Annotated in this window: 14 protein-coding genes; 8 read left to right on the forward strand and 6 right to left on the reverse strand. The window is 68.2% G+C overall.

All coding sequences use genetic code 11. The annotated features are described in order from the left end of the window. Positions 1-1,679 (forward strand): hypothetical protein (locus FFS08_RS23625; RefSeq protein WP_171012708.1); only part of this gene is annotated, 1,679 nt, incomplete at its 5' end. Positions 1,680-1,884: 205 nt separating this feature from the next. Here the strand turns inward: FFS08_RS23625 and FFS08_RS18690 are convergent. From FFS08_RS18690 to FFS08_RS18700, 3 genes are read right to left on the reverse strand one after another with little or no spacing between them, the layout of a single operon-like run. After that, the gene (locus tag FFS08_RS18690) at positions 1,885-2,793 is read right to left on the reverse strand and encodes a flagellin family protein (RefSeq protein WP_137865074.1); all 909 of its coding nucleotides are present in this window, start codon (positions 2,791-2,793) and stop codon (positions 1,885-1,887) included. A gap of 24 nt (positions 2,794-2,817) precedes the next feature. Beyond that, positions 2,818-4,899: a flagellar hook-associated protein FlgK gene (gene flgK / locus FFS08_RS18695; RefSeq protein ID WP_137865073.1), complete on the reverse strand. Its 2,082-nt coding sequence runs from the start codon at positions 4,897-4,899 to the stop codon at positions 2,818-2,820. Between the two features lie 23 nt (positions 4,900-4,922). Beyond that, positions 4,923-6,281 carry a flagellar hook protein FlgE gene (locus FFS08_RS18700; RefSeq protein WP_283214645.1) on the reverse strand — a complete coding sequence of 453 codons (1,359 nt, stop codon included), beginning with the start codon at positions 6,279-6,281 and terminating at the stop codon, positions 4,923-4,925. A gap of 182 nt (positions 6,282-6,463) precedes the next feature. On the opposite strand from FFS08_RS18700, the gene FFS08_RS18705 reads away from it, so the two are divergent. The 5 genes from FFS08_RS18705 (at position 6,464) to FFS08_RS18725 (ending at position 10,894) form a co-directional block, all read left to right on the forward strand. After that, positions 6,464-6,856 (forward strand): flagellar biosynthesis repressor FlbT, encoded by a 393-nt coding sequence (locus FFS08_RS18705; RefSeq protein ID WP_137865071.1) that lies wholly within the window; start codon positions 6,464-6,466, stop codon positions 6,854-6,856. 10 nt (positions 6,857-6,866) lie between these two features. Further along, a complete protein-coding gene (gene fliI / locus FFS08_RS18710) occupies positions 6,867-8,207 on the forward strand; it encodes a flagellar protein export ATPase FliI (protein WP_137865070.1) in 1,341 nt (446 codons plus the stop codon). Beyond that, positions 8,204-8,629 carry a hypothetical protein gene (locus tag FFS08_RS18715; protein WP_137865069.1) on the forward strand — a complete coding sequence of 142 codons (426 nt, stop codon included), beginning with the start codon at positions 8,204-8,206 and terminating at the stop codon, positions 8,627-8,629. The genes fliI and FFS08_RS18715 overlap by 4 nt, the downstream gene beginning before the upstream one ends. Further along, positions 8,626-9,678: a peptidoglycan-binding protein gene (locus tag FFS08_RS18720; protein ID WP_137865068.1), complete on the forward strand. Its 1,053-nt coding sequence runs from the start codon at positions 8,626-8,628 to the stop codon at positions 9,676-9,678. The genes FFS08_RS18715 and FFS08_RS18720 overlap by 4 nt, the downstream gene beginning before the upstream one ends. Positions 9,679-9,904: 226 nt before the next feature. Next, positions 9,905-10,894 carry a sigma-70 family RNA polymerase sigma factor gene (locus FFS08_RS18725; protein ID WP_137864689.1) on the forward strand — a complete coding sequence of 330 codons (990 nt, stop codon included), beginning with the start codon at positions 9,905-9,907 and terminating at the stop codon, positions 10,892-10,894. A 4-nt stretch (positions 10,895-10,898) separates the two neighbouring features. Here FFS08_RS18725 and FFS08_RS18730 read toward each other — a convergent pair whose 3' ends face one another. From FFS08_RS18730 to FFS08_RS18740, 3 genes are read right to left on the reverse strand one after another with little or no spacing between them, the layout of a single operon-like run. Continuing rightward, positions 10,899-11,354 carry a GNAT family N-acetyltransferase gene (locus FFS08_RS18730; protein ID WP_137864690.1) on the reverse strand — a complete coding sequence of 152 codons (456 nt, stop codon included), beginning with the start codon at positions 11,352-11,354 and terminating at the stop codon, positions 10,899-10,901. 30 nt (positions 11,355-11,384) lie between these two features. After that, on the reverse strand, positions 11,385-12,503 hold the full coding sequence (locus FFS08_RS18735) for a M14 family metallopeptidase (protein WP_137864691.1): 1,119 nt from the start codon (positions 12,501-12,503) through the stop codon (positions 11,385-11,387). Continuing rightward, positions 12,500-13,099 carry a DUF4136 domain-containing protein gene (locus tag FFS08_RS18740; protein ID WP_249341258.1) on the reverse strand — a complete coding sequence of 200 codons (600 nt, stop codon included), beginning with the start codon at positions 13,097-13,099 and terminating at the stop codon, positions 12,500-12,502. The genes FFS08_RS18735 and FFS08_RS18740 overlap by 4 nt, the downstream gene beginning before the upstream one ends. Before the next feature lie 172 nt (positions 13,100-13,271). Here FFS08_RS18740 and ykgO point away from each other — a divergent pair, with 172 nt between their 5' ends. Beyond that, positions 13,272-13,397, forward strand: coding sequence for a type B 50S ribosomal protein L36 (gene ykgO / locus FFS08_RS18745; RefSeq protein ID WP_086130464.1), 126 nt, complete (start codon positions 13,272-13,274; stop codon positions 13,395-13,397). A 5-nt stretch (positions 13,398-13,402) separates the two neighbouring features. After that, entirely contained in the window at positions 13,403-14,014 is a 612-nt protein-coding gene (locus tag FFS08_RS18750; RefSeq protein WP_171012709.1) for an HAD-IA family hydrolase, read from the forward strand. Positions 14,015-14,116 lie beyond the last annotated feature (102 nt).

The following is a 14,116-nucleotide window of genomic DNA, read 5'->3' on the forward strand; positions in this document are numbered from 1 at the left end:
CCGCCATACCGAGCATCGTCCTGCCCCGCTTCGCCGCCACGCTGGCGCAAATGCCGATGATCACCGGCGCGGATGGCTGGACCGGCATCACTGGCATCGAGGCATGGCACCAGCTCGCCACCGCGACGCCCGACACGCGCCAATCGGTGCGCTGGACCTTTGCCAGGGGCCTGATCGGCGAGGATCGCGGCGCCGAGGCGCTGGGCGTGCTCGAAGCGATGCGCCTCGCCGATCCCGACCTGGCACTGGTCGCTCCCTATCAGCTGGCGCGCGGCGTGGCGCTGGCCCTGCTCGGCCGCGACGCCGAAGCGGTGGAATCGCTCAGCACCGCCGAGCTCGCCGGCAACGCGGAGGCATGCGCATGGCGGATGCGCGCGCTCGCCCATTCGGGCGCCGCGGCCGATGCCGTGAACCAGATCGCCTGCGCCCGCATCGCGATCAACGCCCGCGTCCCGCGCGACCGCGCGCCCTTCATGCTCGCCGCCGCCGGCGCGGCGATCGACGCCGGCCAGCCACAACCGGCGCTGCAATGGCTCCAGCTGTTCGGCGACCGGAATGGCGATGCCAACCTGCTGCGCGGCCGCGCGTTGCTGGCGCAGAACGACCTGGCCGGCGCCCGGCTGCGCTTCGAGCGCGCGGCACTCACCGGCTCGCCCGAAGTGAAGGCCAGTGCCCGGCTCGGCGCGATCCAGGTCTCGATCGCCGGCCATTCGATCTCCCCGTCCGAGGCGATCGGGCAGCTCGACGCCATGCGCTTCGGCTGGCGCGGCGGCCCGGTCGAGCAGCGCGCGCTGACCATCGAATACGGCCTGGCCAAGGAGCTGCCGGACCTGCGCGCCGAGCTGCGGAGCGGCGCCACCCTGCTGCGCTATTTCAAGCTGGGCACCCAGGCCGGGCCGATGCTCGCCGAGCTCCAGCAATCGCTGAGCGCGGTGCTGGCGCCCGAGAGCGGCGTGCCGCTCCCCCAGGCCGCCGGCCTCTATTGGGACTATCGCGAGCTGGCGCCCTCGGGCGGCGATGGCGACGTGCTCGCCAACCGCCTGGCCGACCGGCTCCAGGCCGCCGGCCTCTATGCCCGCGCCGCCGAGCTGCTCGCCTATCAGCTGACCCAGCGTGCGCAGGACGTGGCGCAGGGCCCGCTCTCGGTGCGCGTGGCGATGCTCCAGATCCTCGCCGGCCGGCCCGACCTGGCGCTCACGGCGCTGCAGACCACCGAACAGCCCAGCTATACCGCCCAGATGCGCTGGGACCGCAAGCGGATGGAAGCCGTGGCGCTCCATCGGCTGGGCAAGGACGATGCCGCCGCGGCGGCGCTGGACGGCGTGCCGGACGGCGCAGCGGTGCGTGCCGAGATCCATTGGCGTACCCAGGACTGGGGTTCGTTCGTGACCGAGAGCGAGAAGGGCCTGCCGGCGGGCAAGGGCCTGGGCGCGCCGCAACAGGCAGCGGTGCTGCGCTATGCCGTCGCGCTGGCGATGCTCGGCCGGGAAGACAAGCTGCGGGCGCTGCACGGCCGCTATGCCACCGTGTTCAAAGGGCTGCCCACCGCCGGTGCGTTCGACATGCTGACCGCCAGCATCGACAGGATCGATCCGGCCAAGCTCGATGCCGCGATCGACGCCATCCCCGAGGCGAGCCCGGCGGGCATGATCGGCGACCTGCTCGACGCCGGCGGCTGACCGGCCACCTCCAAGCCGAAGCTGAAAAGCAGCAAAGGTTGCGCGATTCGAGCATTGCGCTCGACCTCGACCCTATGGCTCACGTAATATTATTACGCGAATGGGATCCTATCTTTCCAACATGCGAAAGGAGCGGCCGGGAACCAACGCCCGGCCGCTCCAGCCATCCGACATTGCAGGATCCCCACCGGGGCCCGGCGCCGCCCTATTTCAGATAGGCAGCGAGGTTCAGGCCCGAGAGCTGGGCAAATACCGAATAGCTCGCCTCCAGCACGGTCTTCTGCTGGGCGAGGTCGATCGCGACCTGGCCGAGATCGGCATCCTCATTGTCCTGGATCACGCCCTGCAGCACCAGGCTGCGCTGTTCGCCGCGCGTGGCGAGGGTATCGACCTGGTTCTGCTTGCGGCCATTCTCCGCATTGACCGCCCGCAGGTCGCCAAGACCGGTGTTGAGCTGCGCCACCGCCTGCTTGATCGCATCGACCTGCGTGTCGGTGAGCTTGGCGCCGATGTCGCCGCCCTGGCCGAGCGTGCGGAACGCTTCGTAGAGATTGGCCCCGATCTCGCTAGCGCCGATGCCGTAGCTCACGTCCACGCCGTCGGCGACGCGCGCATTGGCGCGGACGGTGTCATTGTGGAAGGCACTGGCGCCCGGCGTCGTCGCCGCCTGGGCGAGCGTATCCACCGAAAAGGGCGTTTGATCGGTCTGGCTTCCGCCGAACAGCGGCGTGCCGCCTTCCGACGCGTTCAGCGAGGTGCGGAACTGAGAGAAGGCAGTCTGGATCGCCTCCTGCAGACCGGCGGAATCGCCGGTGCCGACGGCATTCATCAGGCTGGTGCGCAGGCCCGACATCGCATCGTCGATGCCCTCCAAATTCGCCTGATAGAGCGAGAGCGTGGTACCGACGCGCTTCGACACGGTCGCCTGCGCATCCTGCCGGGCGAGCAGCGAGTGCGCAGAGAGATTGCGCACGGCCTCGGTGCCGAGATCGGCGAAGGTCGCGGCCTTCTTGCGGGTCGAAAGCTGATTCTGGGTGATCGCGAGCTGCTCCTGCGCGCGCGAGATCGCCCCCGCCATGGTGCGCTGGAGCGGAATGGTGGCAACGCGGGTCATGGGTCTTCCCTTCTTCTTCCGGCCCTATCGGATCATGCCGAGGAGCGTGTCGTACATGTCGTTCGCCGTGGAGATCACGCGCGCGGCGGCCGAATAGCTGTTCTGCAGCACCACCATCTGCGAGAGTTCCTCGTCGATGTTGACGCCCGAGAAGCTGTCGCGGCGATTGACCGCGTCGTCGCGGCGCGCCGTCGCGTCGGTGAGGTGGCCCTTGGCCTGGTTCGCGTCGAGGCCGATACGGCCCATCAGGTTGCTGGCAAAGGCATCGACGGTGGACTTGCCGTCCTTGCCCAGGTCGATCGCGCTGGCGAGCTTGTTGACGAACGCCGTCGCGCCGCGCGTATCGCCGGAGCCGAGCGCCTTGGCACCCGGCGCGACATCCTGCAGCTGCGCGAGGCCGAGCTTCGACGAATCCGCGAGGATATCGGGCCGCACCTGCGCGGTGCCGAGCCCGCTCGATGCGCCGGTAAGGTTCATCATCTGGGTGAAGGAGCGGCCGGTGCCGAAGCGATCGGTCGAGTCCGCCGGGATCGACAGCGTCGCGCCCGCGACGTTCGCCGCCGGCTGGAAACGCAGGCGGCCGGCATCGTCGAGCGAGAAGCTGCCGAAATTGGAAAGCGGGCTCGCGTTGAGATCGCTGACGAGATCGCCGAAGGTGCCGCCGGCGGCGGGGGCCAGCGTATAGCTGGTCAGCGCCCGCCCCGAACTGTCGCGCAGCACGATCTGCGCGGTCTCGCCCGCGCCGAAGCCGTGCGGATCGCCGGCCGTGAACCCCGAGGAGACCAGCGAGCTGGTGTCGCTGCGGACCAGGTCGTTGAGGCCGAAGAACTGCGAAACCCCCTGCCCGGCGCGCGCGCTTGGCTTGGTCGCGTCCTGCCCGATCGCAACGCCGTTGCCGGTGCCGTTGGCAGCGATGCTGAACTTGCCGTTGGCGAAGCTGGCGGTGCCGGCACCGCCCAGGCCCGTGTTGATCGCGGCGACCATGTCGTCGATCGTCGCATTCGGGCCGAGCGCGTCGAAATCGATCTTGGTGCTGGCGACCAGAGTGCCATCGGCCTTGGTGACTGCGAAGGTCGCCGCGCCGGTGAAGCCCAGCCGGTCGCTGCCCGTCATCCCGCTGTTGCGGCCGGTGAGCGACGCCGGCGGCGGCACCGTGCTGCCCGCGTTCGACACCGAATTGAGCGCCTGCGACAAGCCGGTGAACAAGGTGCCGAGCTGTTCGGAGAATGCCGGCAGCGCGCGATCCCGCAGATCGAGCAGCCCGCCGAGCTTGCCGCCGATCGCGGCGGAATCGATCCTGTCGCCAGTTGCCGCGTCGGGCGAGGCGAAGCGGATCTCGATCGGGGGATAGGTGGGCTGCGACGCCGCGCCGGCGGAGGGATAGGAGAGCTGGCGCAGGCGCTTGTCCAGCAGCATCTGGCCATTGGCGGTCTCGATGGAGACGCGACCGTCCGGCTGATCGCGGACGGTGATCTGCATCAGCCCGCTGAGCTCCTCGATCGCGCTCATCCGCTGATCGGCCGCACCGCCGGCGCTGCGACCGAGGCCGGTGGCCTGGGCCACGGCGCCGTTCAGATCATGGATGCGCTGGAGCAGCGTGTTGATCTTGTCGACCGAATAGCCGACCTCCGCTTCCACATTGGAGCGCAGCTGGGACACGTCGTCGTCCATCTGCTGCATCGACTTGATCGCATCCTGCACGTCGTTGGTGAACTGCGCCACCGTCTGCGCGGAATTGAGCGAGCCGGTCATCGCCACGGCCGAGGCCGACACGGCATCGAGCCGTGCCGGCAGGCCCGACGAAGAGCCGGGCTGGCCCAGCAGCGCCTGCAACCGATCGAGATAGCTGGAGGTGACGTCCGCCCGGCCGTAATCGCCCGAACGATTATAGACGGTCGCCTCGAGGAAGCGATCGGCGACGCGGGTGGGCTCGCCCACCACCACGCCGCTGACCTGCCCGGCGACCACGCCCGTGGTGAGGCTGACGCGCTCGCGCGCATAGCCGGCCACGCCGACATTCGCGATATTGTTGGAAACCGCACGGAGCCCGGCCTGAGCAGCTGTCAGGCCGGACACCGCGGTGCCGAGAATGTCGTTGAGCCCCATCGTCCCCTACTTTTCGACCAGAGTTAGCGCTTGAGGTCGCTGACTTCGCGCAGCATGTCGTCCACCGTCGTGATGATCTTCGACGAAGCGCTGTAGGCGCGCTGGAAGCGGATCATGTTGGTGAACTCGCTCGCCAGATCGACGGTCGAGGCTTCGAGCGAGTTCGCCGCGATGGCGCCCGCGCCCAGCTCGCCCGGCTCGTTCAGCGTGAAGCCGCCCGACAGCCGGCTGGCGGTATAGGCGTTGCCCGACACGCGGGTGAGGCCGTCCGGGTTCTGGAAGGTCGCGAGCGGGAGCTGGAACACCGCGCGCGTGGTGCCGTCGTCGAACACCGCGTTGACGACGCCTTCCTTGGTGATTTCGATCTGCGACAGATTGCCCAGCGTGCCGCCGTCGGTGTTGCCCGAGATCAGCGAGCTGGGCTGGCCGAACTGGGTGAGGCCGTCGATCTTGCCGTCGCTGCCCATCTCGAGCTTGATCGGCACCGATGCCGCCTGGTTGGAATAGGTGATGTTCAGCGCGCTGTTCAGCCAGCTGCCGGCCGGGAGATCGAGGCTGCCGTCCGGCTTGAAGTTGACGTCGCCGCCCGCGATGAAGCCGCTGGTGCTCTTCACTGGCGGAGTCACGCTGGTGTCCATGACGTCGCCGGGGGGGTTGGAATAGACCTCCGCCTTCCACGCGTTCGGGCCGGTCTTGATGAAGGCCATGTTCAGCGTGTGCGAGCCGCCCTGCTGGTCATAGACAGTGAACGAGCGCTGGAACTGGTTCTCGGTCTTCGGCGTGAAGGTCGAGTCCGCGGCATATTTCGCCAGGTCGCCCTTGGTATAGCCGGCCGCTGCCGGCGAGACGTCGGTCGCGGTGTTGAGGTTGATGCGAGCCTGGATGCGCGAGGTCGCCGCCGCGGTGCCGGTCAGGTCGCTGACGCGGATCGCTTCCAGATCGTCAAGATTGCCGGTGTTGGTGTACTTGCCCTCGGCATCGAGGCGATAGCCATAGAGGTACAGGCCGGTCGCCGGGTTCTTGAGATAGCCTTCCTCGTCGGCGCGGAACGAACCGGCGCGCGTGAAGGCGACTTCGCCCTGGCCGCCGGCGGCGGTGCGGGTGACGAAGAAGCCCTTGCCGTCGATGGCGATGTCGGTGCTGTTGCTCGAAGCCTGCATCATGCCCTGCTTCGAGATCATCGCGATCGGCGCGGCGACGACGCCGCCGGCCGAATAGCTCGAACGGGCGCGACCATCCGTCACCATCGTCTTGAACTGGGCTTCGACGCCCTTGTAGCCGATGGTGTTGATGTTGGTGATGTTGTCGGCAACCGCCGCCATCGCGCTGGACTGCGCGTTGAGGCCGGAGACGCCGGCGTAGAGAGCGGAATAGAGGCTCAAGACGTTAACTCCCGTCGATACCCACGGAACGCGCGCGGGCCACGCCTCAATTGTAGGATGAGCGAAGCAAGGACCCAAAACGGGGCGCAAAGATATGCGCTGGGCAAAATTTGCCGGGTGCGGCGCCGGCGATGCGAAAGGCATCCTATAATGCAGCCAAACGAACGAAAGGCTGTTCCCCAATGCTCCGCATCACGCTTCGCGACGGTGAGAAGGCGATCGTCAACGGCGCGGTGATCCGCGCGGTGGGCCGCACCCAGCTTGCCGTGGAGAACCAGGTGTCGATCCTGCGCGGGCGCGAGATCATGCGCCCCGAGGAAGCAACCACGCCCGCGCGCCAGCTCTATTTCGCGGCGATGCTCGCCTATATCGATCCGGCCAATCGCGACGACCACCACGATATCGTGGTCGGGCTGGTCGGCGCGGTGATCGTCGCGCTCGACGCGCCGGAAGCCAAATCGGCCTGCATCCGCTTCGCCGGCGAGATCGCCCAGGGCGAATATTACAAGGCCCTGGCCACCGCGCGCGAGGTGATCGCGTTCGAGGATGCCGTCGCCGCCCCGCAGGCGGCCTGAGGATCCCAGGGTGCAGACTCTCGCCAGCGCAGCCCGTGCGATCCGCGACATGACGCCCGATCGCCGCTTCGGTCGCGTCGTCGCCGTGCGCGGCGCGCTGATCGAAGTGGAAGGGCTTGCCGGCGCCGCGCAGATCGGCAGCCGCATCGAGATCACTTCGCCCGGCGGCGTCGTCCAGGCCGAAGTGACCGCACTCGACCGCGAAGTCGCGCTTTGCCTGCCCTTTGTCGATCCGCAGGGCGTGGGCCTGGGCGCGCGCGCCGAGCTTGGCGCCGGCCAGTTCAGCGTCCGCCCCTCCCAGGCCTGGCTCGGCCGGATGGTCGACGGGCTCGGCCGCCCGGTCGACGGGCTCGGCCTTCTTCCCAACGGCGCCGATCCGCAGCCGATCAAGGCCCCGCCCCCCGCCGCTGCCAACCGTGCCCGCGTTGCCGAGCGGATCGAGACCGGGGTGCGCACGCTCGACCTGTTCGTGCCGCTCTGCCGCGGCCAGCGGCTCGGCCTGTTCGCCGGCTCCGGCGTCGGCAAGTCGGTGCTGCTCTCGATGCTGGCGCGCTGGACCCAGTGCGATGTCGCGGTCATTGGCCTGATCGGCGAGCGCGGCCGCGAAGTGCAGGAATTCATCGAGGACGATCTGGGGCCCGAGGGCATGGCCCGCTCGGTCGTCGTCGTCGCCACGTCGGACGAGCCGGCGCTGATGCGCCGCCAGGCCGCCTGGACCACCCTCGCCGTCGCCGAGCATTTCCGCGACCAGGGGCTCAACGTGCTGTGCCTGATGGATTCGGTCACCCGCTTCGCCATGGCGCAGCGCGAGATCGGCCTGGCCAGCGGCGAGCCGCCGGCGACCAAGGGCTATACCCCGACTGTCTTCGCAGAGCTGCCGCGCCTGCTCGAGCGCGCCGGCCCCGGCGCGCCGGGCAAGGGCATGATCACCGGGCTGTTCACCGTGCTCGTCGACGGGGACGATCACAACGAGCCGGTCGCCGATGCGGTGCGCGGCATCCTCGACGGTCACGTGGTGATGCGTCGCGCGATCGCCGAGCGCGGCCGCTATCCGGCGATCGACATCCTCAAATCGGTCTCGCGCACCCTGCCCCATTGCATGACCGACGCACAGAACGACATTCGCGTCGGCGCACGCAAGCTGTTGTCGACCTATTCCGACATGGAGGAGATGGTGCGGCTGGGCGCGTACAAGGCCGGCTCCTCGGGCGAGGTCGATCGCGCAGTGGCGCTCGCCCCGCAGATCGAGGCGATGCTGAACCAGGGCAAGAACGACGAGGGCAATGCCGATGCCGCCTTCGCCGCGCTCGGCGAGATCGTCGCGCTGAGCATGGAGATGGAGGACGAATGACGCCGTTCGACACCGCCCTCCGGGTCAAGCGCCGCGAAGTCGACACGGTGAAGGTGTCGATCAGCGTCGAGATCGAGACGATCACCACGCTCGACCACCAGACCCGCGCGCACGAGATCCGCATGCGCGAGGAGCGCGCGCTGGCCGCCACCGTGCCGATCGCCAGCGACGCCTGGACGCTGCGGATGAGGGCCGAGCGCGCCCGGCTGGATCGTCAGTCGCAGCTTGCCCAGGTGCGGCTTGTCCATCTGCGCGCCCAGGCCGTGGAAGCCTATGGCACGATGCGTGCCATCGAAGGTGCCGCCGACCGCTTCAAGGACGAGGCCGAGCGCGCCGCCGCCGGCGCCGAGCAGGCGATGATCGACGACATCGCCGCCGCGAAGCTGGTCATCGCGCGCCGCAACGCGGAGCGCAGCGCATGATCCCGCGCGCCGACCTTTCCCAGCTCAGCCCGGCCAATCGCGCCAAGGTGATCTATACCGAAGCGCAGACCGAGCTCGCCAGCCGCTTGTGGCGCGCCGCGCTGGGCGACGGCGAGCGCGACGATCGCAAGGGCAACAGCATCGGCCAGAACGGCCTGAGCGGAGATTCGCTGCTCGACCTGCTCGGCAGCCGGATCAACGGCCAGGCCGGCGGCGTGCAGGGCTGCAATTGCGGCTGTGCCTGTGCTTGCCACCGGAAAGCAGCCGGCAAGGATTTCGCCAATGACTGCGTCGAGGATCTGACGGGCGCGATCGGCGACGCCGCGGAGCAGAGCAGCCGCAAGATGGCCGCGATGATGGGCACCGAAGCGACCGTCGCGGTAGCCGGGGGCGCGGTAGCCTCGGGCCTCGCGCTCGGCGCCAATACGCGCTTCGCCCCCGCCCTGGCCATGGCCGAGGCGCGCACCGGCATTCCCGCGACCGCGCTCGCCGCGATCGTCGATGCCGAGGCGGCCAAGGGCCGCGACGGCAGCTGGAACGTCATGTCGCGCAACCCGCGCTCGAGCGCGGCCGGGCTCGGCCAGTTCCTCAGCGGCACCTGGGAACATCTCGCCGAAACCTCGGGCACCTGGCTCAACCAACTCGCCTCCGAGCGCGGCTGGCTCGACGGACGCGGCCAGGTGCTGCCCGGCGCCCGCAGCGCGCTGCTGGCCATGCGCTATGACGGCCAGGCATCGATCCTGGGCGTGGCCGATCTCGCCAAGGTCAATCTCTCGCGGCTCGAGCAATCGGGCATCCGCGTCCACACCGATGCCGAGACCCTGGCCAAGTCGGCCTATCTCACCCATCATCTGGGGCTCGGTGACGCCAGGAAGTTCCTCGCCGGCGGCATCGAGCCGGGCCGCGCACGCATGCTGCTGGCCGCCCAGATCGGCGGCGGCGCGGCCGATCAGCGAATCGCCGCGGCAGGCAGCGCGACCCAGGCGCACCGCCAATGGCTGCTCGGATTCATCGATCGTCGAATCCGCCCGGAACAATTCGCCAGCTAAATTATTTTATCCTATAATGATGGGACCGGCAGCCTTTCAGGCGCCGAAATCCATAAATATCACATATTTTCCATGCGTTGTATGGATCGCACCGCCATGGGAAAAATCCGGCACTGGTAGGACTACATATAGGATTTTAAGGGTTCTGTTAAAGGATTAGAAGCCATGTTGCCCCTGTGAACGGCAGCCGAGACCCGGCGGGCCCGGACAAACAGGGGATTTAGCAATGTCGAAGATCACGATCGCGCTCGAGGCAGCCGTCGCCACCGTTCTCGAGAACCTGCCGAAGGACGCGGCCCAGACGAACCGGCAGCGGGTGGCGGTCGATCGCGCCTTCGCCCAGATCCTCAAGCTGATCGCCCCGCGCATCCGCCACTTCGTGCGCCAATACGGCCTGACTGCGCATTGGGAGGATGCCGAGCAGTGCTGCGCCATCGCCGTCCACCGCGCCATCGAATCCTATGATCCCGCCAAGGCCCAGTTCACCACTTTCGTGAACTGGCAGATCCGCGGCGAGCTGCAGAGCCTGCGCTTCCGCCTGATGACCGACCAGCGCCCCTCCGCCAGGAAGGTCGAGGCCACCACTGTCTCGCTTTCCGCCCTCGCCACTTCGCCCGACGGCGACGAAGTCTCCCCCGAGGCGATGATCGAGGACGAGGACGCCGTCGCCCGCACCGAGGCCGGCGCTTCCGACTATCTCGCAGAAGGCGCCGTCGCCCAGCTCATCGACGCCTATGTCGAACAGCTCCGCAAGGTCGGCGTCGAAGCCCTTCGCCGCAGACCGCGCGTCAAGCTCGTGGCCCGTGGCGAGGGCCCGCGTTTCAGGATCAGCGACCCCGCCGAGCTGGAGAAGCTCGAGACCAGGCTGCGCCGCGACCGCGAGATCGTCGAGGGCCGCCTGTTCGACGGCGCCACGCTCGACCAGGTCTCGGGCGATACCGGCGTGACCAAGGCACGCGTCCGCCAGATCGGCGCGCAGGCGACCAGGCTGCTCACCGAGATCGCTGCCGAAGCGCCGCGCTTCACCCCGATGGCCGACGACGCCCGCCGCGCGATGCCGCCGGCCCGCCCGCGCCGCAGCGGCGCTGCGAAAGTGCCGCTGCTCCCCGATCCGGGCGCGCTCCACAACCGCCTTGCCCATGTCGAGGCGATCGAGGCGGAGCGGACGGCCTATGTCACGCCGGCCCTGCCGGTCGCCCGGCTGGTGCTGCACTGATCCTTCAGACCACCCGCGACAGGAAGCGGCTGAACGGATCCTCGCGATAGTCGCCGAAGGGCCCGCATTCGGTGAAGCCGAACTGGCGATAGAGCGCATGGGCGGCATCGAAGGCATCGCCCGATCCCGTCTCCAGGCTCACGCGCCGATAGCCCCGCGAGCGGGCGGTGCTCAGGATGTGCCCCACCAGCTTGGCGCCGGTGCCGCGGCGCAGATGTTCCGACGCGGTGCGCATCGACTTGATCTCGCCATGCTCCGGATCGAGCTCGCGCAGCGCGCCGCAGCCCAGCAGGTCCTCGCCGTCCCACACGGTCCAGAAGGTCACGTCGGGCGCGGCGAGGCCGGAGAAGTCGAGGAAATGGGTGCTGTCCTTCGGCGAATTGGCCAGCATTCCGGCAAAATGCCGCTCCAGCAGCCCGCGGACTCGCATATCGTCGAGTCCGCCCTCGCGGATTTCCATTTCCGGCTCCCCTTGTTGTTTTCCTCCGGCTCAGATTTCGTCGATAAATCCTGCCAAAGTCTCAAGGCACGAATGGGCCAGCGTCTTGCAGCGCGCGGGCGACCAGGCGAATTCGGGATCGGCGTTCACTTCGTGATCCTTGAACGGCATTTCCAGCGTCATCGATACGGAGCCGAAGCGCTCGGCGAGCTGGTTGGTCGACATCGAGAGATTGGCCTGGCCCGGCGCCGATTTCTCATAGCCCAGATCGAGCTGGAAATCGGGCGTCGCCCGGGCGAGGCGGCGGGCATATTCGTAGAATTTCTCGCCATGCGCGTCGGTCCACGACGCGATGCCTTCGAAGCCGGCGAGGAAATTGGCGGGGATCGCCTCGTCGCCGTGCACGTCGATCGCGAAGTCGACGCCGGTCTCGTCCATCGCCGCGCGGACGAGGAACACCTCCGGGCTCTTCTCCATCGTCGGCGCATGCCATTCGCGGTTGAGGTTCACGCCCGCCGCGTTGGTGCGCAGATGGCCGCGGCGCGAGCCGTCCGGATTCATGTTCGGCACGATGTGGAACACGGCCTTCTCGCGCAGGTCCCGCGCCATCGCGTTGGTCGGGTCGGTCAGGAACTCGAGCGCGCCTTCCATCCACCACTCGGCCATCGTCTCGCCCGGATGCTGGCGGGCATAGAGCCACACCGTCTTCGGCCCGGTGCCGAGCGTCAGCAGGTCCATCGGCTGGCCGTCGAGCGTCTTGCCCAGCTCGCGGTGCGACACGCCCGGCATCAGTGCCATGCGGCTGACCAGGTCGTGGTGCCGTTCCATCGAATAGGGCGCGAAATAGGCGAACCAGACGAGATCCGTGTCGATCGCCTTGGTAAAGCTCAGCACGCCGTCGGCATAGCTCGATTCGGCCGTGCGCCACGCCTCGCGATCGGTGGACCAGCGCGCCTTGTAGCCCGGCCAGCCGAACGCATAGGCCGCGCTTCCGGCGTTGAGCAGGCGGAAGGTGAGCGTGCGCCCCTTCGCCCCGGCCACGCGGAAGTGGAACCACTGGTAGAAGTCGGACAGGTGATCGGTGACGATCTCGAGGTCGACGCGGTCGCCCTCGATGCCGATTACGCGGATGTTTCCGGAATCGAAGCCGGAATTGATCTGGATGGTCATTTCACGGTGATAGTGATGCCGGACTCGCCGGGGAAGTCCTTGAAGAGCGCCTTGGCCATGCGCGCGGCCGCGGCGCCGGGCTGATCCGGATCGGTGCCGCTCACGCTGCTGCTCTGCGCGCGGCCTTCCCACACGGTGGTGTTGTCGCTGCGGCGGCGCAGCTGGACCCACAGCTCGGTCTGATAGAGCTCGCGCGTCTTGCCGCCGATGCCGAAGCCGACATCGCCGCCGACGCCCACGCCGCCGCGCCGCCCGCCGCTGACGCCGCCCGCACCCAGGCCGATGGTGACCGGCGGCCGCTCCTTGAAGGCGCCCTTGCTCGTGCGGCGGAAGCCGACCGCGGCGATATAGCCCGAAGGCGTGCTGCTCACCGACTGGACATAGCCCAGCCGCTCCAGCTCGGCGCGCACCGCATCGGCATAGGTCTGATATTCGGGGCCGAACGAATCGGTGTTGGCCATCGGCTCGACCGCGACGGTGGTGCGCTCGATCGGCGCACCCAGATGATAGCGGGTGACGTCGATCGGCTGCGGGCGATAGGTGGGAGCACAGGCTCCCAGCGCGGCGAGCAGGGCGATGCTGAGCGGCTTCTTCACGCGGACGAACTCCTGTTTCGCGAACGGAACGTCTCCGTTTGCCCTCCAACACGGATCAGGTCGAGTCGGTTCCGCAGGGCCAGGGGGCGACTCCTGCCTTGACTTGGCGGGCATCGGCCACTAGGCGAGCCCCTCTTTCCGGCATTCCTATAGTTTGAGAAGCGAATCGGTCATGAAGATCGTGAATTCATTGAAGTCGCTCAAGGATCGGCATCGCGACAACCGCGTGATCCGCCGTCGTGGGCGCATCTACGTCATCAACAAGACCCAGAAGCGTTTCAAGGCCCGTCAGGGCTGATTCGCGTGGTCCAGCCCCGCGCCGTCATCTTCGATGTCGGCAAGGTGCTGTTCGACTGGGAACCTCGGTTCCTCTACGAGCGCCTGATCGAGGACGATCGGGCGCTCGAAGCGTTTCTGGCGAACGTCGTCACTCGGGAATGGCATTCCCAGCACGATGCGGGGCGTCCGTTCGCGGAAACCTCGGCGGAGCTGCGCGCGCGCTTTCCGGAGCATGAAGCGCTGATCGCCGCCTGGGGGTCGCGCTTCGGCGAGACGCTGGGGCCGGCGATTCCCGGTATGACCGCGCTTGTCGGGGAACTCGATGCCGGCGGCGTGCCGCTCTTCGCGATCACCAATTTCTCCGGCGAGTTCTGGCCGCCGTTCCGCGCGCGCGAAGCCGCGCTGTTCGATCGCTTCCGCGACATCGTCGTCTCGGGCGACGAGAGGCTGGTGAAGCCCGATCCCGCAATCTACGCGCTGGCGCTGCGCCGATTCGGCCTGGAGGGGCCGGACGCGGTGTTCATCGACGACAGCCTGCCCAATGTCGCCGCGGCGGCGGATGCGGGGATCCACGCCCTGCACTTCACCGGCGCCGGCAAGCTGCGGGTGGATCTGAAGGCGCTGGGGCTGCTTTGAAGCCCCCTCCCTGCAAGGGAGGGGCAGAGGGTGGGCAGGTTCCCGGCGATACTGAAGCCCAGGGCCGCACCTTGCCGTAACGCGTACAGCCACCCACCCCTA

The organism is Sphingomonas sp. 1F27F7B, from assembly GCF_005503355.1.
Taxonomy (GTDB): Bacteria; Pseudomonadota; Alphaproteobacteria; order Sphingomonadales; family Sphingomonadaceae; genus Sphingomonas.